The sequence below is a fragment of the Ruegeria sp. SATB045 genome (assembly GCF_059613525.1).
Map to the genome: position 1 here is coordinate 91593 of NZ_JBXWSR010000027.1, position 20716 is coordinate 112308.

At 53.8% G+C, this 20716-nt stretch carries 17 protein-coding genes; 6 read left to right on the forward strand and 11 right to left on the reverse strand.

Going from position 1 to position 20716, the window contains the following annotated elements:
- Positions 1–60: 60 nt before the first annotated feature.
- A complete protein-coding gene (locus tag AC2FNR_RS14995) occupies positions 61–903 on the forward strand; it encodes a cation efflux transmembrane domain-containing protein (RefSeq protein WP_171619935.1) in 843 nt (280 codons plus the stop codon).
- A 402-nt stretch (positions 904–1305) separates the two neighbouring features.
- On the opposite strand, the gene AC2FNR_RS15000 is transcribed toward AC2FNR_RS14995, so the two are convergent.
- The 7 genes from AC2FNR_RS15000 to AC2FNR_RS15030 all read right to left on the reverse strand — a co-directional run bounded on the left by AC2FNR_RS15000 (position 1306) and on the right by AC2FNR_RS15030 (position 8528).
- Positions 1306–2589, reverse strand: a complete 1284-nt coding sequence (locus AC2FNR_RS15000; protein WP_171728259.1) for a carbohydrate porin — start codon at positions 2587–2589, stop codon at positions 1306–1308.
- Positions 2590–2614: 25 nt separating this feature from the next.
- Positions 2615–3016 (reverse strand): hypothetical protein, encoded by a 402-nt coding sequence (locus AC2FNR_RS15005; RefSeq protein ID WP_170482510.1) that lies wholly within the window; start codon positions 3014–3016, stop codon positions 2615–2617.
- A 32-nt stretch (positions 3017–3048) separates the two neighbouring features.
- Positions 3049–3834, reverse strand: coding sequence for a DUF3299 domain-containing protein (locus tag AC2FNR_RS15010; RefSeq protein WP_170482507.1), 786 nt, complete (start codon positions 3832–3834; stop codon positions 3049–3051).
- Positions 3831–5240 (reverse strand): amidohydrolase family protein, encoded by a 1410-nt coding sequence (locus AC2FNR_RS15015; protein ID WP_496849783.1) that lies wholly within the window; start codon positions 5238–5240, stop codon positions 3831–3833. The genes AC2FNR_RS15010 and AC2FNR_RS15015 overlap by 4 nt, the downstream gene beginning before the upstream one ends.
- Before the next feature lie 3 nt (positions 5241–5243).
- On the reverse strand, positions 5244–5516 hold the full coding sequence (locus tag AC2FNR_RS15020) for a hypothetical protein (protein WP_496849785.1): 273 nt from the start codon (positions 5514–5516) through the stop codon (positions 5244–5246).
- Positions 5517–5576: 60 nt separating this feature from the next.
- Positions 5577–7088 carry a metal-dependent hydrolase family protein gene (locus AC2FNR_RS15025; protein WP_170542485.1) on the reverse strand — a complete coding sequence of 504 codons (1512 nt, stop codon included), beginning with the start codon at positions 7086–7088 and terminating at the stop codon, positions 5577–5579.
- Positions 7089–7154: 66 nt separating this feature from the next.
- Positions 7155–8528: a metal-dependent hydrolase family protein gene (locus AC2FNR_RS15030; protein WP_496849787.1), complete on the reverse strand. Its 1374-nt coding sequence runs from the start codon at positions 8526–8528 to the stop codon at positions 7155–7157.
- A 79-nt stretch (positions 8529–8607) separates the two neighbouring features.
- On the opposite strand from AC2FNR_RS15030, the gene AC2FNR_RS15035 reads away from it, so the two are divergent.
- The 3 genes from AC2FNR_RS15035 to AC2FNR_RS15045 all read left to right on the forward strand — a co-directional run bounded on the left by AC2FNR_RS15035 (position 8608) and on the right by AC2FNR_RS15045 (position 12692).
- A complete protein-coding gene (locus AC2FNR_RS15035; protein WP_171722458.1) occupies positions 8608–9672 on the forward strand; it encodes an AraC family transcriptional regulator in 1065 nt (354 codons plus the stop codon).
- Between the two features lie 533 nt (positions 9673–10205).
- A complete protein-coding gene (locus tag AC2FNR_RS15040) occupies positions 10206–12098 on the forward strand; it encodes a hypothetical protein (protein ID WP_496849789.1) in 1893 nt (630 codons plus the stop codon).
- Between the two features lie 225 nt (positions 12099–12323).
- Positions 12324–12692 carry a nuclear transport factor 2 family protein gene (locus AC2FNR_RS15045; RefSeq protein ID WP_496849791.1) on the forward strand — a complete coding sequence of 123 codons (369 nt, stop codon included), beginning with the start codon at positions 12324–12326 and terminating at the stop codon, positions 12690–12692.
- A gap of 257 nt (positions 12693–12949) precedes the next feature.
- On the opposite strand, the gene AC2FNR_RS15050 is transcribed toward AC2FNR_RS15045, so the two are convergent.
- The 4 genes from AC2FNR_RS15050 to AC2FNR_RS15065 form a co-directional block, all read right to left on the reverse strand.
- The gene (locus AC2FNR_RS15050; protein WP_496849792.1) at positions 12950–14575 is read right to left on the reverse strand and encodes a hypothetical protein; all 1626 of its coding nucleotides are present in this window, start codon (positions 14573–14575) and stop codon (positions 12950–12952) included.
- A 228-nt stretch (positions 14576–14803) separates the two neighbouring features.
- Entirely contained in the window at positions 14804–16045 is a 1242-nt protein-coding gene (locus AC2FNR_RS15055; RefSeq protein WP_282121126.1) for a tyrosine-type recombinase/integrase, read from the reverse strand.
- Between the two features lie 342 nt (positions 16046–16387).
- Positions 16388–17554, reverse strand: coding sequence for a tyrosine-type recombinase/integrase (locus AC2FNR_RS15060; RefSeq protein ID WP_496849794.1), 1167 nt, complete (start codon positions 17552–17554; stop codon positions 16388–16390).
- A gap of 308 nt (positions 17555–17862) precedes the next feature.
- The gene (locus AC2FNR_RS15065; protein WP_171619941.1) at positions 17863–18792 is read right to left on the reverse strand and encodes a LysR family transcriptional regulator; all 930 of its coding nucleotides are present in this window, start codon (positions 18790–18792) and stop codon (positions 17863–17865) included.
- A gap of 111 nt (positions 18793–18903) precedes the next feature.
- Here AC2FNR_RS15065 and AC2FNR_RS15070 point away from each other — a divergent pair, with 111 nt between their 5' ends.
- On the forward strand, positions 18904–19347 hold the full coding sequence (locus tag AC2FNR_RS15070; protein ID WP_171619939.1) for a cupin domain-containing protein: 444 nt from the start codon (positions 18904–18906) through the stop codon (positions 19345–19347).
- 5 nt (positions 19348–19352) lie between these two features.
- On the forward strand, positions 19353–20210 hold the full coding sequence (locus tag AC2FNR_RS15075) for a glutathione S-transferase family protein (protein WP_496849797.1): 858 nt from the start codon (positions 19353–19355) through the stop codon (positions 20208–20210).
- Positions 20211–20716: the final 506 nt, after the last annotated feature.

Genomic DNA, 20716 nt, shown 5'->3' on the forward strand with positions numbered 1-20716 from the left:
CATCTGACCGAAAGCATCTAGCTGGTTGGTTGCCAACTAAACCGGGTCTACTGTGCCACCATGACCGACACTCAACCCTCTGACGCTCTAACGTTTCGCTACCGTGTCTCAGGTATGGACTGCGCAAAGGATGCGGCGCAGATAGAACGCGCGGCACAGGCCGCCGGAATTGCGCCAAACGCGGTGAAGGTATCGGCAGCCACTCACATCATGACCCTCAATATACCTGAGGTGCGGCTGCCGGAGATCGAGAAAGCAGTTGCGACGACAGGTTACGAATTTGACCGCATTGAGGGCGACGGTGATGCTCAGGCCGGCGCGGCGCATCAAGATCCGTCCTATCGTCGTGCTCTTTGGACCGTCGTCCTTCTGAATGTCGGCTACGGCGTGATAGAGATGGTTGGCGGATTTCTGGCTGGGTCACAGGCCGTCAAGGCGGACGCGCTCGACTTTATCGGCGACGGCCTCATTACGCTTCTAGGTCTTCTAGCCATCGGTTGGACCGTTGCATGGCGGGCGCGATCTGCTCTGATCCAAGGCATATTCCTTGGTATCCTCAGCCTAATTGTGCTGGCGACAACGCTATGGAGGATATTCACCCAGACCATGCCCGACGCGACGCTTATGGGCGTATTTGGGATCGTTGCTCTCGCGGTAAACGTGCTCGCCGTACTGCCACTGATGCGGTTCCGCAAAGGAGATGCAAATATGCGTGCCGTTTGGCTGTTTTCACGCAATGACGCTATTGGCAACGCTGCCGTCGTTGTGGCGGCTGGGCTTGTTGCTTGGCTCGGGAGCGCGTGGCCCGATCTGATCGTTGCCTTTGGGATTGCCGGACTATTCATGCATTCGTCTTGGTCGATCATCCGCGATGCGCAGGCCGATTTGAGAGGAGGCCGATAACCCCGAAAGGCGGACGATAAATTTGAGTTGGCATTGGGCGGCTTTGTCCGCTTAGCGACTGTTCACCTGAACTTGTCGAATGACGGAGCCGAGCCCAAACTTGCCGTTGGAGGATAGGTTGCGAACGTCTGCTTTATCCTCTCTTTCACTGAGCTCGAGCTACGATTGTGGTTTTAAGCGCCGGGTTTCGAAAGGAAGCTACGCTACATCCGGCTTTCAACGCGAACCTGTCTGGCTAAAACTGTGACAAGCTTCTCGAAAACGAAGTTTTCAACTTTGCCAGAGAAGCCATCCAATCATCATTAGCCTGTAATTCTACATCGAATTGACGGGCCGGTTAATCAGCGGAGGCCGGCTCTCAGAATACTAAGTGCTAGACAGAAGTTTCGGTTTTTTTCTGTCTCATAAGTTGAATCTCAACCTCAGCCCGAACACCAGAGGATCATCATCGGAGAAGCCGGGATTGTTCAAATATTGGACATCTGCCGTGAGCGCGAGGTTGTCGGAGATATCCAGCCGGTAAAACGCTTCGACGGTGGTTTGCGTGTCAAGGCTTTGATCGGTTGGGTCGGCGACCGTCACGCCAAACCCGAACAAGTCGTCATAGAACCCGGGGCGCCACATGACCCCGGCGTTGACCGCACGTCTGGCAATCGGGGCCTCGCCGTCGGACCAGCCAAGGCGGCCGAACAGCATAACGCTTTCGTCAAGGGTCACATTGCCCGACAGCATCGCTCCGTGACTGCTGGGCACGCCGGCGTCTTCTCTGTCATCCACATGGAATACACCGAGGTGAACATTGGTGAGGTATCGTTGGTCTCTTGCAGGCGTCCAGCCGATCTCTCCGTAGGTGAAGAACTCCGAACCGCCGGGAAACCAGTCTATATCCGTCAATGATCCATTGGCATCGCTGACCACGCCAAGTGCGTAGATCTGATCTGTAAAGTAACCACCGCCAGCAATGCCAAAGCCGGGATCGGGAATGGGAAGGACTGGACTGAACAGAATTGAAAAATTCGAAAAGGTCGTGCGGGGATTCACATAGCCAAGGATATCGGAATAGTCGCCGGGGTCGATGCGACCTGCAACGAAGCCTCCGTCGATGCCGGACAGCGCCTGCGACCAATAAGCAACCGACAGCGTTGAATCTGTGTCGCTGAAGGTCGTTGCCGTGACACCGAGATATCCGATTTCGCCCGCGAGACCGCCCGGCGCGATATCCGTTCCTAGCCGATGACGGTTTTCGAGGATGAAGACAAAGCTACCCGCATTTTCACTGCCACGATTAAAGAGTGCCCAGTTGCCAATGATCCGCGCCTGCCCGGATGCCGCCTCGTCGGTGCCACTCAGGCTGTCTGAAGACTTCTGGTACAGCGCTTGGTAGTCGAAGGACAAATTCAACCCAGTGCGTTTGGCAAAAGCCTCGCGCGACTGTTCGAAGGGATCGAAAAACCGATCCAGCCCCGGCAATCTGGAATTCTCGAGACGCCGGAGCCTGTCCTGCTCCAATTGCGCCTGAGCCGACGCTGGCCCCCCGAGCGATGCGGTGGCTGCCGCCTCCAGTTGCCGTACCGTGCTGTTCTCTTGGGCTGCCGCCCCGGATGCGATGGCCGCCACTCCTGCGCAAACGCTCATGGTCTGTTTCAACCGCGCCATTGCAACTGTTACATTGAGGTTTGAGCGCATGGTTTTGTTCCTGATACGACTGACACTACTTCAAATCATCCTGCGCCTTGATCTCGGGCACGCGGGACAACGCTTCGGCCATGTCCGCGCTGCTCATCAATTCGATCATCTGGTAGTCGTCCAGCAGTCCATCCCCAAGACGGCTGACGTAAAACGCCTGAATGAAGGTGGGATCGTCAGGTAGCAAAACAGTGATATAGTTTTTCCCGTTTCCGAGCCCCCAATAGTAACTGAGAAGCTCCCCGCCAAGCGCCTCAATTCCACCTTTGACGCTAGCTGCACGATCGCCTGGATTTGCAATCTGCATTTCCCACGCGGCACTGTTGGACGTGCCAATGAACAAAAACGTGCGCATGTTTTGGGTATCTTCTGCAGTTGCCAATGTGGCGTATCCCGCCATAAGAGCCCCTAGGATAAGATGTTTCATCGTACGTCCTTTCGATGAAGAGCCTGACGAGGTTATTGGTTCTCTGTTTGAGATTGACGGTTTTGCTTGAGCTTTTCGGCGAGACCTTCCGCCCAAGCCTTGGTGGCGGCTGATGGATCGGTAGTGCCCACTGACTGGCGGACGTCATTTTTACTGAACGTTTGAACGTCAGTAACATCCATTTCGAAGGTGGCACGCATTGAAACGAAACCGTCGACTACCAACATCCGCTCATCCGACGGCTGGATTTGCAACTGTCCCGTCACAACAATTGGTTCATACATCTCGGTCGACTTCCAGCCATTGGTCAGACGCAAGCGAACCATCTGGTTTGGCGGTGGTGGTGGTACGTGGCTGCACATTCCCCGCTCTGGAACCAGATAGCCCACAGGCGTGCCGTCCTCGGCGGCGGGTGCCGGAATGACAAATCCACCCAGCTTGATGATTTCCCCGTCTTTCGCCGGATTTCCGGCTTCTCCTGCCAGCTTTCTCCGATCCGCAACAACCCACCTTTGCGAAATAAGCCAATTGGCATCAATCCCCTCGGCTTTCAGCTCCGCCTCGACGTCGGCGAGCTGAGCTTCCAGTTGCGATCGGTCATCTTCCGCAGTGTCTCCGGATGTCAGGCTCTCCTGAGCATTCACAAAGGTGCGCAGTGCGACAAGCTGATCGAAGGTCAGATCACGGAAGGGATCCTCGAAGTTCTGAGCCGCCTCATCAACGAGATCGGGCCAGTCAGTTACCAAAGGTTCGGCAACTGCGGCCTGCCAACAGGCTGAGAAGACAAAGGAGGCGAGGACCGACCGGAAAGCCCTCATTGCTCCGGGCTCCCGGGTATCGTGGTTTCGAGCGCTGCCGGCCGATCAGGGAACTCCGAGTGTTCATCCTCTGGCGTTTCGATATCCGCATGCCACGAGAATGCCTTGTCGCCCAGATCGAGCTCGATTTCACCGTCTGTGATGCGCGCGTACCGGATCGGCTTTCCGGGCCGCAGATCGGTGTTTGCAACGCCGCCGTCGATGATGATCTGACCGCTCACCAGAACGTAGGGAATCCCCTTGGTGAATGATCCGTTCATGCCCTTTTTCATCGATGATGTCTCAGTGATCGTCTCGGGGTTGAAAATTGTGATATCTGCGATCATGCCTTCCTGCATCCGGCCGCGCTCTTGCATCGCCTGAAGACCGACGCGGGAGAAGTACTTGGCGGGGATGTAAGAGGCGTTGTTGACGATCTCCATGAGCGGGATACCCTGCTCGCGGGCTTCGCGGAACACGATGCCATAAGTGCCGGCATTGCGCGGGTGGCCGCCGTACTCTCTGAAATCGGCCTCAACTGGCAGCGGTTCGCCATCGACGAGATAGCCGACGATATCATTGGCGATCGCAATGTCCTTCATGTGGATCCAGCGCTTCAGATCGGCTTCCGGGCGCACAGTGATGAAGATTGGCTTGGACGGGTCCTCTGCCTGTTGACGGAAGAATTCTTCGTCCGTTTCATAGAGCTCCCCGGTGGAGGTATCGAAGATATCCCGCGTCGGAACGATATTGTTCGACTCGATCTTGTCGGGCAGCAGTTGTGGGGTTGCGATGTTGGGATTTCCGGTGATCGCCGGATAGTACTCGGCGAAGATGTCCATGTCGCGCTGCTGCAGGCGGCGGGCGAGTTCGTAAATCTCTTCCCAGCCCTGATTCTGAATGTGCGACAGGATCAGCGCGCCATCCAGGGCCACGGCATTTGCGATCACCTCGTTTGCACCCAGCGAGTAGTAGAGCGGCAGGCTCTCGGTCGGCCCGAACCGTGTATGTGCGCCAAAGTACCGGTCATATTCCTTGGCAAGCTTCTGGAGTGCGAAGATCTCTTTCGGGAAGGTGTTGTACCCCATGTAGCCGACCGTCGTATTAACGGTGATCGCGCCGGCGCGCAGACCCTTGACGTACATGGTCATGACTTCTTCGAGTTGTTCCTTGGATGGGACATCGAGGGCCCAACTGGCATGGCCGTCTTCTTCCTCGGCCGCCCCGCGCGATTTGAGGATGTATGTCGGATCGGATGCCAGTTCGACCGGTACGCCGTCCATAACCACACGACGGATCTCTTCATGTCCCATCCCGGTGCCGTAATTGAGAAAGGAGTTGCCCTCATACTTGTCATAGAACAGGTCGGCATCGGCCACACCGCTTTCCGTGTCCAGGATCGTGGTGGTCCCGTCGTGGGCCATCATCTTCTAATCAAACCCCCCGAAGGAGTGCGAGTGGGTATTGATGAAGCCGGGCGCGACCACGTGGCCTGCAACGTCGATCTCGCGTTCACCCGAAATTGCATCTTCGGTAATCGACGTGATCCTATCGCCCTTGATGCAGACGTTACGAACGGCGTCGAAATTGTTTTCCGGGTCCATGACCCGCCCGTTGAGCAGTGCAACATCGCAATCTGCGGCAAACGCCGGGGTTGCGAAACCTGAGAGTGCGACCAGAATGGCTATCGCGGATGTTTTCATTTCTAAGACTCCAAAAGTTGTTGGCGGACAGAGACCGATGACCCCGCCGTAATGGAGAGGTCAGTTCAGCGTGTTCTTGTAGATCACGCCGTCCTTCATGATCATTCGAATGCTTGGGACATCCTGTCCGCGCGGCGGCGCATCAAACCATGTATCCACCGCGCCGATGGCCGAGATGTCTTCAAGTGGGTTCCCGTCTACGATCAGAATGTCGGCGTAGGCGCCTTCTTCGATCACACCAAGCTTGCCTTCAGGGTAAGGGTTTCCTCGTCCGGTCAGAGCCGCCAATTCGCCACCATTCGAGGTCATCATCTGCAATGCCCAGAGGTTGCCAAACTCACGCGCGACAAACGCCTTCGTAAAATCCATTGACTGGCGATAAGGGACACCCGTGAGAAGCACGTAATCGGAATCGAACACCATCTTCGGCTTGTATTTTTTCACAAGATCCATGAGCTGCTTGCTGTTTTCCCGCAACCACAGAAACTTCGCCGTCGGCGGGAAAGTCGGGTCCTGATGCATCGGGTGTTCCAGAGCTTCGGGCGCAAGCGCAGTCAGGTTGGGCGAAAAGAACGCCTCTTTTTCGACCAGCTTCTGCATCGTCGGTTCGGTAATAGTCAGGCCGTGGTCTACCACTTTGACACCAAGATCGAGAGCACGGGACAGGTCGCTGTCCATAAATACGTGCATAGCGACGTATGAGTCCATATCGCCTGCAACCTCTACTGCAGCAGAAATCTCTTCGTTTGTGAAAGCAGACTGATAGATCGGGTCCTTGATCGATGTCACGCCACCGCTGACCATGATCTTTAGATAGTTTGCCCCTAAAGCAAAATTCCTCCTCGCACCCTGAAGCACCTCGGCGGGCCCGTCCACCAATCTGGTTATCTCCAGTCGCTCAAGATTGCTCTCGTTCTTGCGCTGACCAGCGATACCCCAGTCGCCGTGTCCGCCCGTTTGGCTAAGGCATGCGCCGGAGGAATAAATTCTTGGGCCGGGAAGTGATCCTTCATCAATAACCGCTCTAAGCCCACCATGAGCGCCGCACATATCGCGAACCGTTGTAAAGCCCATCGCCAACATTTCCTGCGCGAATGCGGCAGCACGTGCGCCAATCTCTTCCCATGTGGTGTCCTGAAGCCCCGGGATAGTCCCGTTCTTGTACATGTTCACATGCACATGGCTGTCGATAAGCCCGGGCATGAGCGTACGACCGTCTCCGTCAATGACGGTCACATCCACTTCTTTGGTCTCGATGCCGCGTTCCGTTTGAACGGTGAAGGAGTAGCCGTCGATGCCGCCGACTGGATCAGGCAACCGCTTGGATCCCCCGGTGCGCACATCGACTTCCCACTTCCCGCCCTCAGGAATGTCAGCGTCAATCTTGTGAATCTTGTTGCCTACGACGAGAACGTCGACGTCCTTGAGCCCGTCACTCACTCCATCAAAAACCATCACATTCTTAAAGAGTGTAACAGGGGGGATGTCACCTGCGGCCTCCTGTGCAAAAGCCGCGCTTGTTGTGAGAGCGACTGCGCTCGCCATCATTGTAGATTTGCCGAGGTATTTCATGGGCTTCCTTTCCCTTCCGCTATCGGGGTGCGCGGGGTGCCGAGGTGAATTCACCCCGCGCGACACTCAATCGAGTGTATTCTTGTAGATCACGCCGTCTTTCATGATGATTTTCAGATTGGCGTCCGGCTCGGCCAACAGAAGGATGTCCTCCAGCGGGTTGCCATCGACGAGTAGAAGATCTGCATAGGCACCTTCCTCGACCACGCCGAGGGGGCCGTCTTGATACGGGTTGTTCAAGCCGGTCAGTTGGTTCATGCGGGCGCCGTTCGACGTAGCGATGCGCAGAATGTCATATGCGCTGAATCCCGCTTCGTGCAGATACCCGATTTCGTCGTTCATCTTCTTGTCTTGCTCAAGCGTCTGATCCCAGTTGTTCACAAGGTCTGTGCCCAGTGTGTAGAGATCGATCATGCCCGGCGTCGTCTGGATTACTTCGATCATATTGGCTGCAGCATCGCGCACGCTTTTCCATTTTACAAAGGACGCTGGCGTGTAAAAGGCTTCCGCTTGTTCGGTGGTCACCGAGTAGACCGGGGCCACCGCCGTCGCGAACATGATCTGCTTTTCGACCATAATCTCGGCAGCCTCCTTGGTCAGGAACGGGATGTGTTCAATCGTCTTGGCGCCATTGTCGATGCAGTTGCGGATCGCCTCTTCGGTGAACACATGGCAGGTGACATAGGTGACCCATTGCGCGGCCGTCTTGACCGCCATCTGGATCTCGTCAGCCTGATACTGAAGTGAGTGCAGCGGATCGAACTCTGACGTAACCCCGCCGCTGACCATGATCTTGATCTGGGTTGCCCCGCGACGCAGGTTTTCACGCACCGCCATTCGGATTTGCTCAGGTCCGTCGGCGATAAAGCTCATGTCCGTCTCGACCCAATGCGAAGGACCCTGTCCGGAGAGTGTCGGATGCCGGTCGTTCAGTTTGCGGAAATCGGCATGACCGGATGTCTGAGTGATAAACGCTTCCGAGGAATAGATACGCGGGCCGGGAAACATTCCGGTGTCAATGATGCGGGCGATGGATTTGGCCGGACCACCAAGGTCGCGCACGGTTGTGAATCCGTTCATCAGGATGCGTTCGGACCGGATCGTGGCGACGCCGCCAAGGTGAAAGGGAGTGATGTTCTGGCGTAACCCGTCGCTGAGCGGATTGAATACCGTAAGATGCACGTGCTGGTCATGCATCCCCGGCATCAGCGTGCGCCCGCCGCCGTCGATGATCTGGGCGTTGGCGACGGCCAGAGGTTCGGTCGAGACATCGGCGATCAAGTTGTCGACCACCAGCACATTGGCATTCTCGATCCGCTCTTCGTTCACCCCGTCAAAGACATGCACATTGGTGAAGAGGATCGGAAAGCTCTCCTCTTGAGCAAATGAATATGTTGCGACCGCTGAAAGAACAGTGGCGACTATAAATCTTTTGAACATTTTGGAGTTTCCTTCTTGGCAATGCACTGCTCTGCACGATTGTATCTTTGCGTGTGGCGCTCAGACTGTCATTAGCAATATGGTTGAATTGTCCAAAAAAATGCTCGAAAATGCGAATAAAAAATTAGATCGCGATAGTTCAGGTCGGCAAATGAAACTCCCAACTGTTGAATGCTCGATGGCGCAACCTTTTGTGTCCCTTGCCCTCAGCCATGGCCTTGAAGTTGAAAAATTTCTTGAGCCATCCGGCCTCTGTCTGAAGGACGTGCAGCGCGGCGAAGCGTTCATGGCAGGGCAGCATTGGTACGATCTGATCGACAATCTCGCGAAGGCATTGAGTAACCCGCATTTAGGGTTTGACGTCGGTGCTAATGCGGCTCTCAATACATTGCCCAACCTGTCGATCCTTGAAACTCAAAGCGCGACGCTCGGTGATCTTTTAATATCGCTTGTTGTGGACGTCGGCAGGATTTCGTCCATGGCGAACTACAATCTCGAGACCAACGGTCATGTCGCTAGGTTGGTTGCAAAACGCACATTCAAGCCATCTTCTCCACCTGGCCAAGTCGACGGCTATTATCTGGGATTTATGGTTCGACTAGTTCGATCCGTCTGCGATCCCGACTGGGACTCCAAGAAACTACAATTCTGGGTTTGCAAACCTGATTGTATCCCTGATTGGCAGAAAAAGGAAATTTCGGTACGCAGGACCAACCGCATGGGGGCGCACATCGAGTTTCCAGCAAACTGGTTGTTGCTTCGGTCCGGAGGTGGGCAAAGCCAGAATCTCCCGGAGAACTTCACAGGCGCCGACGACTTTCTTCAGCAAACCCGCGATTTGCTTGAACTGCATCTCGACAAGCAACCTGCCACCCTGAACTGGTTTGCAGAGTTGTATTCGCAAAGCCCCGACCGTTTGAAACGCACCTTCCGAGCCAATGGTACAAGCTTCAAAGCAGAACTGGAAAAATGTCGGGCGAAGCGAGCGAAGACTTTGCTTGTAAACAGCCAACTTTCGATAAAAGAAATTGGTGAAAGTGTTGGGCTTCTGGACCAACCCAGTTTTCACAGGAGTTTCAAGCGATGGACCGGGATGACTCCGAATGAATTCAAAAAACGCAATCAGATATGCAACTCCGACTGATCGTTAAGCTAAAGATTACCGCTCCAAGATTCAGAAGCGACGACGCAAGTCCCAACTTACTGCAGGCGTTGGCTCGCTTCGGATATCCGGCGTTTTTCCGTGGGACTTCAACGCCGCGAAAAGCGTAAAGACTAGGCCATACCGACTCAACAGGCTTCTCACGGGCGTTTCGGATATGGGCTGATAAGGCCCCCGCAGCTTTCAAACGATCCAACAAATACGCTTACCCCGCGAACGAAGCCCACTTCTGGAAAGCGGTCATTGACCAAATGGTGGCTTTGTCCGCAAAGCGGCTGTTCAACTGAACTCGTCGCATGACCGCTCGGAGCCCAAAGCGGCCACCCATTTAGTGCGAATACTAGGGCAAAATCTGGCTCAAAAACTCTATAATTGTTGACAAAAAAACGACAAATTGCTTTTCTTGAGCCCATTGCGCCCCTTCTAGCAAACAGACGATGCGCCAAATTCGGTTAATGCTCTGCTCCTCTAGGACACAATTTAGCTGCTTGGCCCAAAAGTTAGTGAGCTGAGTTGTGACTGAACGTGAAAACATCGCGGAACAACACCAGGCTGAGCATGGTAATCTTCCCTATGACCCTGAAGAATGGACAAAACGATTAGCCGAAGCGCGAAAGCAGCGAGAAAAAGTACTTCTGAACCGGTCTCCTCACGATAATCAGAAAAAGGGCGTTTCCGACAAAAAAAATCGCCAGAACAATATGCTCACGCGAATGGCGATTGCCCGCGCAAAGCGCGAAGAAGTACTGCAAAATATTACCAAGCACAAAGTTCCAAGTAGCCAAAAGTGCGCCGAAACTCTAAAAGTTCTGGGCGTCCGGAAAAAGCTTGATACGACGTATAATGAAGCCAAGCTTGTTGTTGGTACGGACGGTCGAACAAAGCTGGTTGGCTCGGACGGTCGAACAAAGCTGAATGTCATGCCCTGGGCTTCGGATGTTGATGAAGTCGAGGTCAAAAAGCCTATCCAAGAACCACCTGCCGAAGAGTTGACCCAATTTACGCTGGCCAATACCGAAAAACCAAGGAAACACGCCTCTTCTCGTCCTACTTCCAAGAAAAAACTACAAGCCGAACAATCAGGTAAAGCGAAATCTCCCAGGTCAAGCGAAGCAACAGTTGATCCCGTTAAAACGCCCACCGAAACTACTAGCTTTTCCAGGAAATCGCGAACGTGGATGAACCCACAACTTGGAGTTCTTTTGGCCTTTATCATTGCCCCCGTTGGATTGCTGTACGCGAACTCCAGCCATTTCCAAGCGCAATTTGTAAGTTTTAGCAAACACATTTCAAACTATCGGTCTTCATTCCAAAGCAACGGATACAACATCCGTATCTCACCTGCTCCTTCACAACCAAAGTTGTCCGTTCCCAAAATGACGAATACCACGCTGAGAGGCGCGACTTTGCCGCACATCGAAGAGCGGCCGGAAGTCTTCTCTAAAGTCTCAAAACTAACTGAAATGGTGTCGGGTGAAGAAACCATACAAATTATCCAGACAGGCCATGCAGGAAAACGACCCGAAATTGCACAATATGGCCCAGTCTTGGAACTTCCCGACTACATAACAGAGTCCAATACTGAAAACTGGCTCAGCCCTCCGGCGCCAATCTCAATTAAGTCAGCGTCACTTCCCAACGAGGTGGACCCGGCATCCGTTTCCTTATCAGATGTTTGGACCTCACCACTTTCTTTGAAAAGCGAAACTTTCATTGTCGTGCATTTCCCGAAGAACCTTCCGCAGGAGCGTCGCCGACGTGTCCTAGCAAGATTCGAGGCAGAGGGAATTTCGGTAGAATCCGTTGCTTCGTCACCCTTCACAATAAAAAATACGCAAGTACGCTTCTACCATCTAGAAGATCAGCGTTTGGGGGAGGACTTGGCGAACTTTTTCGACGGCGTCGCGCGAGATTTTACCAGTTTCGTACCGTCACCAAAACGGGGGCTTTTAGAGCTCTGGGTGTCCGGAGAAGGAACTAAAACGGCGCCCTCTTTTCAGAAGCCGCCAACAGTGGCAACGCCCCAGGTTGTTGCGCGAGCTGTATTGGCAAAGCCTCCCACGCAACGCAGCAATCTGTTCGGCAAGTTGTCGGGTATCTTAAAAACGGAAATAGAACGTGGTGAGAGTATCAAAGCCAGCTCTGACAGAAACAATGTGGGCAGCGACGTCACTACTGAAGTTGCAAGCAATTCGACAATCGCTGGCGGCGGCGGAAACAATCCCAGTAGTGGTGGCAGCAAAAGCAGCACAGGCGGAAACGGTGGCGGCAGCAAAGGCGCAGACAAAGAAGGTAGCAAGCCCGGTAAAGGCGGAAACCGTGGAGGTGGAAAGGCCGGAAATAAGGGTGGCGGCAAAAGCGGCAAGGGCGGGAACAGTGGCGGCGGCAAAGGCGGTCACAGAAACTGAAACTCTGAATGTAACCGCTTTATCAGGATTTTGTTCAGAAGCTGACTGCTGCAAAACAGCAAATAACAGCTTCGTCCGCAGAGAACTCGCTCACAGCGCGCCCGTTGAATGGCCGCTTCGAGCCTGTAGAGGACATTCATTAGCACCACAACTAAGCTTGCGGGTGCCGCACTAGCATTAAAGCGTGACAGTATTAATTCACAGATGCATCTGAGGAAACTGAAGATGGTGAAACCTGAACCCGACCGTACTGCGTCCGTTTTGCAGGTAGCTGATCGTTACTACCATGCGATGGTACATGCCGAAGAAGGCGAGCTTCGCCAGCTCTTTGAGCCACGCGCAAACATCGCCGGCTACTTTGAAGGAGAGTTTCAATGGCTAGCACTTGATGAGTTTATAGATGAAACCAAGACCCTAGTTGGACAGCATGGTAAGCTTGAAGCTCGCTTGGAAAGCCTGAAGCTCCACGGCGACATTGCCTCAGTCTGCTTATCCGGAAGATATGCTGGCCTTTGGATTGTGGACCACCTCTTGCTAGTTGAAAAAGACAACGAGTGGATTGTCACAGGCAAGTCGTTCCACGTGAGGAGCTAAAACGAAGAGCGGCCGGCATTATTCGCCATCGGTCTGTATTGTATGATGTCCACTTTGCCCGCAAACTAGACTAGGACGAACTTTCATGATGGTCCGCATTGAGCCCAAAGCGACCCTTAGAATTACGCAATTCATCGCCCGCGGAGAATGTGGTTAGTGCGCTTTAGGTTGGTCTTGGTAGAATACCGAAAGGCGAGAACGTCTTACGTGTCTGCCATTCAATTGTCAGCCGACGCTGTAGTGACCCAACTAGGTCTCTATGCTTGGATCGGATCACCGGGCAACCCTATAGCCTCTCTGATGGGGTCGGGCAGATGAAGATTTTGTGCAAGGATATCCGCTTGTTCTGACAGCGCTTCCGCACGTACTGCAGCAGTTTCCGCTTTGGAGTGCATTCCCGATTTCCTGAGTATCCACGCCTTCACTAACCAAAAGTGTCTGCAGGAGGGACGCATTTCAGTCGCGTCAGAAATTGCTTCGATCGCGTGTCCCTCATCACCTGCCATCATGTGGGCGATCGAAAGGGGGTAAAGCCGGTACGGAAGAAACGGATCCTCAGTGGAACGACTCACGGACTTCGCTAAACTATTCCGAGCGGCTTCCCAGTTACCGGCAATAATTTCGGTGTAACCGCTCACCTCCATACCCAAAACGTAGTTGGGGTTCAGTCGAAAAATCCTATCAATGTCCTTCCGGGCGCCATGTAGATCACCCGCGAGGCGTGCGCGCACCTGTGCCCGCGTATACCAGCAGTAATCAGAGCGAGGCGCAGCCTGAACGGCCTTGTTCGAAGACTCAATAATCCGCATACGCAAATCAGGATCAGCCTCGCGATAGCATGCTTCTAAGGGGTAAAGTTTGGCTTCACACCACATTGCAAGCCCTGACCCGTTCTCGGGATCAAGTCGAAGTGCTCGCTCTAGCAATTTGCCCGCATGATTATAGTCTTCGATGGTGGCACGATAAAACAGCATTGCTGCTCGGGATCTTAACTCACTTGGGCTTAGTTGATCGTCTGGAATGTCGCTCAGCCGGTCGCCGTCAAACGCGTTGATCTGCAGACGTAAATCGTCTGAGAGTTGTTCTGCAGCCCGATCGCTCAATTCAAACAAATTCTCTGAATCTCCGGTTAAGAAGCGCGACCATGTCACCTGTCCATCTCCCAACCGGGTAAGGCTGGACGAGATCCTTGCTTCGGTCTCCCGGCAGCGCAATCTGCACCTAAGGCTGTAAGTTGCTTTGGTCTCGGTTGTTGAATCTGTTGCTATCACACGCACACCAGTGCGGCGCGAAAGACTGTGAACCAATTGCTCCTGAAGATCAGCGCAAACCTCAAGCGTTTCTCTTGTTTCGGGAGCACTTGTGACCGGCTCGACTGCAATGGAAGGCAATTCGGTATGTTCAGTTTCACGCTTCGTGGTGGGCCGCCATTGAAACCCATTCACCGGATTAGCAAGGTTCTTTAAATCGAACCTACCCGCATCGCTGAAACCCGCTGAGAACTTTTCGTCTAACTGCCGCTTGAGGTCTTCGGAGATCATCACACCACCGGGTGGCGCCTCGGTTTGTAGGCGTGCGGTGATGTTTATACCGGCGCCATAAATGTCGGCCTCGTCTTGAACGATCTCACCAAGATGCGCTGCCATCCTTAGCCTGATTTTCTTATGGCCGACCAATGCAAGTTGAACAAACTGAGCGGTTTCAATTGCCGCGGATACTGAAGGAAAGGCAATTATCCATCCATCACCCATACGCTTCAGTATCTCGCCGCCTCTTTGTACGGCTTCCGGTTCCAGTAGTTTATCCCGAAGTTCGCGGACAAGCCCAATTGCGAGCGACTGATCCGCCTCCATTGCGGACGTATAGCCGACCAAGTCAGCCATCAAGATCACAGCAAGGCGAGCTCTCATAAAGCTAGGTTAGGACAGCGCTCAGGTATTGTCATCTTTTTATGCTGGCGGAACGACCTTTGGCATTAGCAAAGCTGTGCAGCGAATGGCGGCTTCGTCCGCATTGCGGTCTTTGCCCCGTTTTCAGCCAACGTCCGCTGCTTAGTAAAAGCCGCCGTCGACGTTGAGCTCTTTTTAAAAGTCCTCATCCTAGCGAACTAACTAAAACTCACCGAGTTCAGACAGCATATGCTCCCATCGGTATTGGGCTTCGAAACGCCGGTCGATAATGGTGGATTTGTCATAAGTTCCAGCTAGCCCGGGGCGCTTGTGTCCGATCATTCTTTCGGCAGTGTCAAAGTCGATCCCGAGTTCGCTCAAGCCGGTACGGTATGTGCGGCGCAGGCCGTGGATAGACAAACGGTTGTCGCCGTATGCATTACGGACCGGAATGATCCGCTTTGACCAGCCGGACATTGGCGATCCGGGTTTGCGATGGCTGGAGAAGATCAAGGCGCCGGTTTCACCTATGGTCGCGCAAGCAACCTCCGCGAGATTTTCCAGCAACGCGCGGGACAGAAGACCGAGCGGGACCGTGTGTTCGGTCCCGGTCTTGGTACGGTCTGCGGGGACTGTCCAGATCGAGAGTTTGGTGTCGAGCTCCGCCCAGCGCATGTGCGCGACTTCGTTGCGGCGTTGGCCGGTCAGAAGTGTGAAGCGCAAGAAGGCTTGGAATATCGGATCATGAGAGGAGCTGACAGCCTTCAGAAACCGCTGGATCTGCTCTGGGGTGTTCATGGTCCATTGGTTGCCCGAGAGGCGTTGCGCGCGTGTCTGGCGCGGTCTACGGTAGCCTGCGAGGGGCGAGACAGGGATATGTCCCTTGTCTGCTGCGAAGTTCAGAAATCCAGTGGCGTTCTTGCGGAAGTAGTCGGCAGCGCCGGGACGACCGGATTTCTCGATACCGTCAATGACCGCCGTCAGGTCGAGGCGTGTCAGATCACCGATTGGACGCGTGCGGTGCGGGTTTAGGTTCGCGCGCAGCGATTGCATCATGTCGGTCGTACGGACGATTTGGCGCGCGATCAGGTCCTGTTCGTAAAGGTCCAGAAGCTGGGCGGTACGGATCGCCCCGATCCGAGGGACGCGCGGGTCGATACCGTTGCGCAGATCGAGGATGTTGGCGCGTGCGAGGTCGCGCGCCTGCTTGAGAGTGGTTGTGCGGGTGTCACCGATCTTGATCTGGACGCGCTTGGCTTCACGACCGGTCCCGAGGCGTGAGCGGAGGATGTAGACCTTGGTGTCGGTCCCGATGCGCAGCGCGAGGCCGGGGACATCCGTGTCATTGATTTCGTATCGTTGGGCGCATGGCTTTGCTGCGCGGACCTTGGCTTCGGTTAGGGCCTGGCGCTGGGCGCTGGGTTTGGGGCCGACCGGAACGATCTTTAGGGCAGTTGGGGTCATAAACCGGTTTCCCTTTTGGCGACCACATGGCGACCACCGTTATGCTCATTCATCGCAACATGACATAACCTAGCATAACTAAATTTTAAAGGTTTCAATTGGTTCTAACTACTCAGCGTGACCCAGCGCATGTTAGAGCACTCCCTTGGTAAGGGAGAGGTCCGGAGTTCAAATCTCCGCAGCAGCACCATAACTATCAGAAATTAAAACGATTTTTACACGGCGTACGGCGTAGTGTTTTTAGCGGGGGAACGCGTGTTCTCCGTCGCCGCCCAATAAATTTGGGCCGAGCTTACTACAGTACATGCTGAGTTTGATCGTGGTGGCTCAAAGGGCGCGCAATCAGCCCTTTGGCTCTTTCATTTCCAGGATGCGTTTGGAGATGAGCTCAACAGGTTCACGCAATCTATCGACGTTGATGATAATGTAACCGCCTGTGACATCGGCAGATGAGCGATGGTTCAGCAGACGTTTGAGCGCGTAGTGCGGAATGTCGAGGCTTTCAGCAATCGTGATATACGTTCTGCGCAGGTCATGGAGCGTGAAAGATACGCCTGAGGCAGCGCTGACCCGTTGCAGGAACTTTTTTGGTTCGACAATATGGCCTGCGGGTCCGTTACCGGGAAACACCCATGGAGATGCGCTCGCATTTTGTTTTCGTTCTCGGAGCAACTCGAAAATAAAGTCAGATAACGGAAGTGTAAGCGGGTCGCCGTTTTTGGTTGTTGGTAGGTGCAGTTTGCGCTCAGCAAGATCAACATTCTCCCAGCGCAAGCCCTGCAACTCACCCCGCCGCATACCGGTAAACAAAGCCATAGTCAGGAAATCCCGGGAGTACTCGGGCTCTTCCATTACTGCGGCCCACCATGCGGGGAGCTGTTTTGCCTCGATAACCGTTTGTCGCCGCCGTTCCTTATTCCAGACCTTAGCCTGGCTCAGTATGCTCACCGGATTTGGCGGAAAATCATCCTCGGTTGCAGCAATAAAGTTGTATACAGAACGAAAATGGCGAAATGAGTCGTTGGCTGTGATTTTGCCATTATCACGGGACATCTCTTGGTGCTTTTTCAACACCATTTGCCGTGTGATCTCATTGATTGGCTTGTTCGCCCAATCCTTCAGGTAAATGAAACCGGTGCGCGAGTAGTTCTCCACTGTGGCCTTTGCTAGATGTGGTCGACCGGCAAAGAACTTATCGAAAGCCGTTTTCAAAGTAATAGCTTTTGTCGCTTTTTTACGCTTCTCCTCTATCGGGTCAACGCCATCCGCCATTTCTCCCAACACCACCTGCGCCTTGCGTCGCGCTTTTTCCGGTGGGAAGAGGTCAGCCCGTCCGATAGTAACACGTCGTGTGCGACGGTTTACCTGCCCTTCGACAATGTATGTTTTCGATCTGGCACCGACACGCACACCAAACCCCGGCAACATTGTGTCCCGATATATGATTTGCCCGCTTACTGGGTGCGGTATGTCGTCAACAGTGCGACGGGTAAGACGTAGGTTTGGCATCGTGACCTCCTTTCGGCCACGACTCATTATAAGCATCATTCCCGAAAAAGCTCGACTTTTCATCGTGTTAAGATACAGCATCGCACTGCATCCGGTACAATGGAGAACTATCCAACTCGATCATATCAACCAGAATTGAAAGGTTTGGCCAATAGAGGCGTCTACCACGATCGAACGTTCAGCGGCTCAACGTCAAAGATCCCCGAAAGCGGACGTTGGAACAAAGTGCAGCAATTAGATCAGTATAAGGTCTGCTATGCGGACAAAGCGGACGCTTCCCGTTCTTTCGAGAGGGTCCGCACCTGTAGCTAACTCTCATCCAATGGCTTCATAAGTTGAAAGATCTGCTGGCGCATCCATTTTGCCATCGGGTTCTCATCAGATCTTTTGTGCCAAATCGCGATGATCAAGGCAGGAGCGATTTCGAACGGTGGCGTGAAATGCTTAAGGTCAAATCCTATCGAGACCTTTTGGGCCAGTTGCGTCGGCACCAGCGCGATAAGATCGCTTTCGCTGACGGTTCTGCACACGCCCGAAAACACTGGCAGAGTCATGGCGACTTGACGTTTTCGTCCGACCTTTGCCAAGGCTGCATCCCCCATGGCCGACATTTTGCCCTCAGGAGAAAACAGGACATGGGACAAGTCGCAAAAAGTTTCCAAAGACATTTCACCGCCGCTAACAAAGCTTGAAAGCGCGGGATTGGTGGCTCTGCCAATGACGGAAAAAGACGAATGGAACAGAGGTTCGCGATTTATCCACTCTGGTAGGTCCGTATCCGGAATAAGGGCGACGTCGGCCTGATATCGGTCAAGGCTTTCGACGTAATTGTAGGGAACCAAATCGACCAACTGGGCGGTTATTCCCGGTGCATTGTGACTGAGGTGGTCGCCAAGCGCTGGCATGAGGAGTTCTGCAAAGAAATCGCTTGCCGAGATTTTGAAGTTGCCCTGTGCCTGCAGCGGATCGAAATCTTTGGGTGGAGTTAGCAATCCCTCCAGCCGATTGAGTTCTTCGCGCAAGCCATCTTTGATCGAAGCGGCGAAATCGGTTGGGACCAACTGGTTCCCGTGTCGAACAAACAGGGCGTCATCCAAGGAATGTCGCAGCCGGTTCAGGGCATTGGAAACCGCAGATTGCGACAACCCCAGCCTTTCGCCGGCCTTGGTCGTCGATCCTTCGCGCAGAATTGCGTCCAGAATTCTGAGCAAATTAAGGTCAAGAGTGGCGAAATTCACGTTGGTGATACCCTGTATTTTGAAGTTTCGTTGGAGTGATACCGAATAATCCCGGTAAATGGAAACCAACGAAAGCGCTTTCGTTTCATCTCAAGAACAGGGACTGAAACGATGAAAGATTTGATGACTGATGACGCCACAATCGAATGGCTTGGCGTCCGTTACAAAACCATCCTGACAGCGGAAGAAACCGGTGGGGCCATGTCGATCGTCGACAGCCTGTCGCCCGTCGGCAGCGGACCGCCCCGCCACGTTCATCACAATGAAGACGAAACATTCGTGATGATCACGGGAACCTGCAAAATCTGGATCGAAGGGATCGAGACGATTGCGGGCCCGGGCGAAAGCGTCTTCATCCCGCGTGGAAAGGAACACACATTCAAGGTGATCGGCGACGAACCGTCTCGTCATCTCGTTATTCTGACCCCGGGCGGCTTTGAGGGGTTCTTTCAGGACATGGCAGACGGACAGTGCAAAATCCCCGAGGATATGCCGGCCATCGAAGCCTCTGCCACCAAACACAACATGACCTTCACCGGTCCGCCATTGGATTGAGCTCCATGAACAAGCACATAGTATATCACATCCCAGTCTGCCCATTCTCCCAACGGCTCGAAATCCTTCTGGAACTTCGTGGTATGCAGGACGCGGTCGAGTTCAGAGTTGTCGACATCACCAAACCACGTGACCCCGAGCTCTTGCGAAAAACCCGTGGGACAACCGCCCTGCCAGTACTGGAAACGGCAGAAGGTCACATCATCAAGGAAAGCCTGGTGATCCTGCGTTATCTTGATGAAGTTCTGGAGGGGCCACGGCTTCGCCGCGCCGACCCTTGCGAACATGCGATCGAAAGCATGCTGATTGCCAAAGAAGGCCCCTTCACCATGGCGGGATACATCTATGTCATGAACCAGGACCGGGCACAGAAAGAGGCCCACAATGACAAATTGCTCTCACTGTACCGGGACCTGAATGATTTTTTGATGGAACATAACCCGGATGGCACCTTCTTGTTTGAGGAGTTCAGTCTGGCCGAAGCCGTGTTTGCGCCTGTCTTCAAACGCTTCTGGTTCTTGGATTACTACGAGGGTTTTGAGCTACCTGTAGGGCCGGAATATGAACGTGTCAAAAAATGGCGCGCCGCTTGCATGGCCCACGAGGCCACCGACCAGGTCAGCGAAGAAGAGATCGTCAAACTGTACTATGACTATGCATTGGGCGCTGGAAATGGTGCGCTGGTTGAAGGACGATCTGTGTCCAGCTTTGCCTTCCAACCTGAATGGCAATCGCGCCCAATGCCACCACGCGACAAATATGAGACGTCGGCCACGGACGTCGATTTGGGTCTTGTCGAGATTGGCGCAATCCTCACTGATGCCAATTCCCAACAAACTTACGCCCACCCGACATCCGACTAACGAATGCCAATTCGGACATCTGTCTAGCTGTTCCAGCCGGATAGGTGTCCGGTTTGGGCTCCGAGCAGACTTGCGGCATTGCGGCGATTTCAACGATTTTTGTTGGAATTAAACGTCTGCTTTTTCGCATATTGCGCGAGCTTATCCGCAAGAAGAGCGAATGACTCTTTAAGGCAACTGACGGTGAGATCCACCCACCATCATTACTAGGCAAACCGCTTACACGGCACCTATGGTCATAGCTGCTGGGAATTAGCCGAAAATCCGCTATACAGAGGCGTTAACGTCGTCCGCAGGGACGCTCAGAAGCTCATGTAGGATCAAGGCGCTGGCCATGCCCCTGCCCCCACCAACATGCGTACAGCCAATGGATATGTCCGCTCAGCATGGCTTTGCAGCCTCCGCTTGGTCACGGATCATTTTAAAATGACCTCGCATACCGGCGCCGAATAGTGTGCAGTTCTTACGTAATCGGTGTTTGGCGCAACGCATCGGTTTGCGTGCGG

Coding starts and splice junctions, on each gene's coding strand:
- AC2FNR_RS14995 (WP_171619935.1), top strand. CDS start 61: ATGACCGACACTCAACCCTCTGACGCTCTAACGTTTCGCTACCGTGTC.
- AC2FNR_RS15000 (WP_171728259.1), bottom strand. CDS start 2,589: ATGCGCTCAAACCTCAATGTAACAGTTGCAATGGCGCGGTTGAAACAG.
- AC2FNR_RS15005 (WP_170482510.1), bottom strand. CDS start 3,016: ATGAAACATCTTATCCTAGGGGCTCTTATGGCGGGATACGCCACATTG.
- AC2FNR_RS15010 (WP_170482507.1), bottom strand. CDS start 3,834: ATGAGGGCTTTCCGGTCGGTCCTCGCCTCCTTTGTCTTCTCAGCCTGT.
- AC2FNR_RS15015 (WP_496849783.1), bottom strand. CDS start 5,240: ATGATGGCCCACGACGGGACCACCACGATCCTGGACACGGAAAGCGGT.
- AC2FNR_RS15020 (WP_496849785.1), bottom strand. CDS start 5,516: ATGAAAACATCCGCGATAGCCATTCTGGTCGCACTCTCAGGTTTCGCA.
- AC2FNR_RS15025 (WP_170542485.1), bottom strand. CDS start 7,088: ATGAAATACCTCGGCAAATCTACAATGATGGCGAGCGCAGTCGCTCTC.
- AC2FNR_RS15030 (WP_496849787.1), bottom strand. CDS start 8,528: ATGTTCAAAAGATTTATAGTCGCCACTGTTCTTTCAGCGGTCGCAACA.
- AC2FNR_RS15035 (WP_171722458.1), top strand. CDS start 8,608: ATGGTTGAATTGTCCAAAAAAATGCTCGAAAATGCGAATAAAAAATTA.
- AC2FNR_RS15045 (WP_496849791.1), top strand. CDS start 12,324: ATGGTGAAACCTGAACCCGACCGTACTGCGTCCGTTTTGCAGGTAGCT.
- AC2FNR_RS15050 (WP_496849792.1), bottom strand. CDS start 14,575: ATGGCTGACTTGGTCGGCTATACGTCCGCAATGGAGGCGGATCAGTCG.
- AC2FNR_RS15055 (WP_282121126.1), bottom strand. CDS start 16,045: ATGACCCCAACTGCCCTAAAGATCGTTCCGGTCGGCCCCAAACCCAGC.
- AC2FNR_RS15060 (WP_496849794.1), bottom strand. CDS start 17,554: ATGCCAAACCTACGTCTTACCCGTCGCACTGTTGACGACATACCGCAC.
- AC2FNR_RS15070 (WP_171619939.1), top strand. CDS start 18,904: ATGAAAGATTTGATGACTGATGACGCCACAATCGAATGGCTTGGCGTC.
- AC2FNR_RS15075 (WP_496849797.1), top strand. CDS start 19,353: ATGAACAAGCACATAGTATATCACATCCCAGTCTGCCCATTCTCCCAA.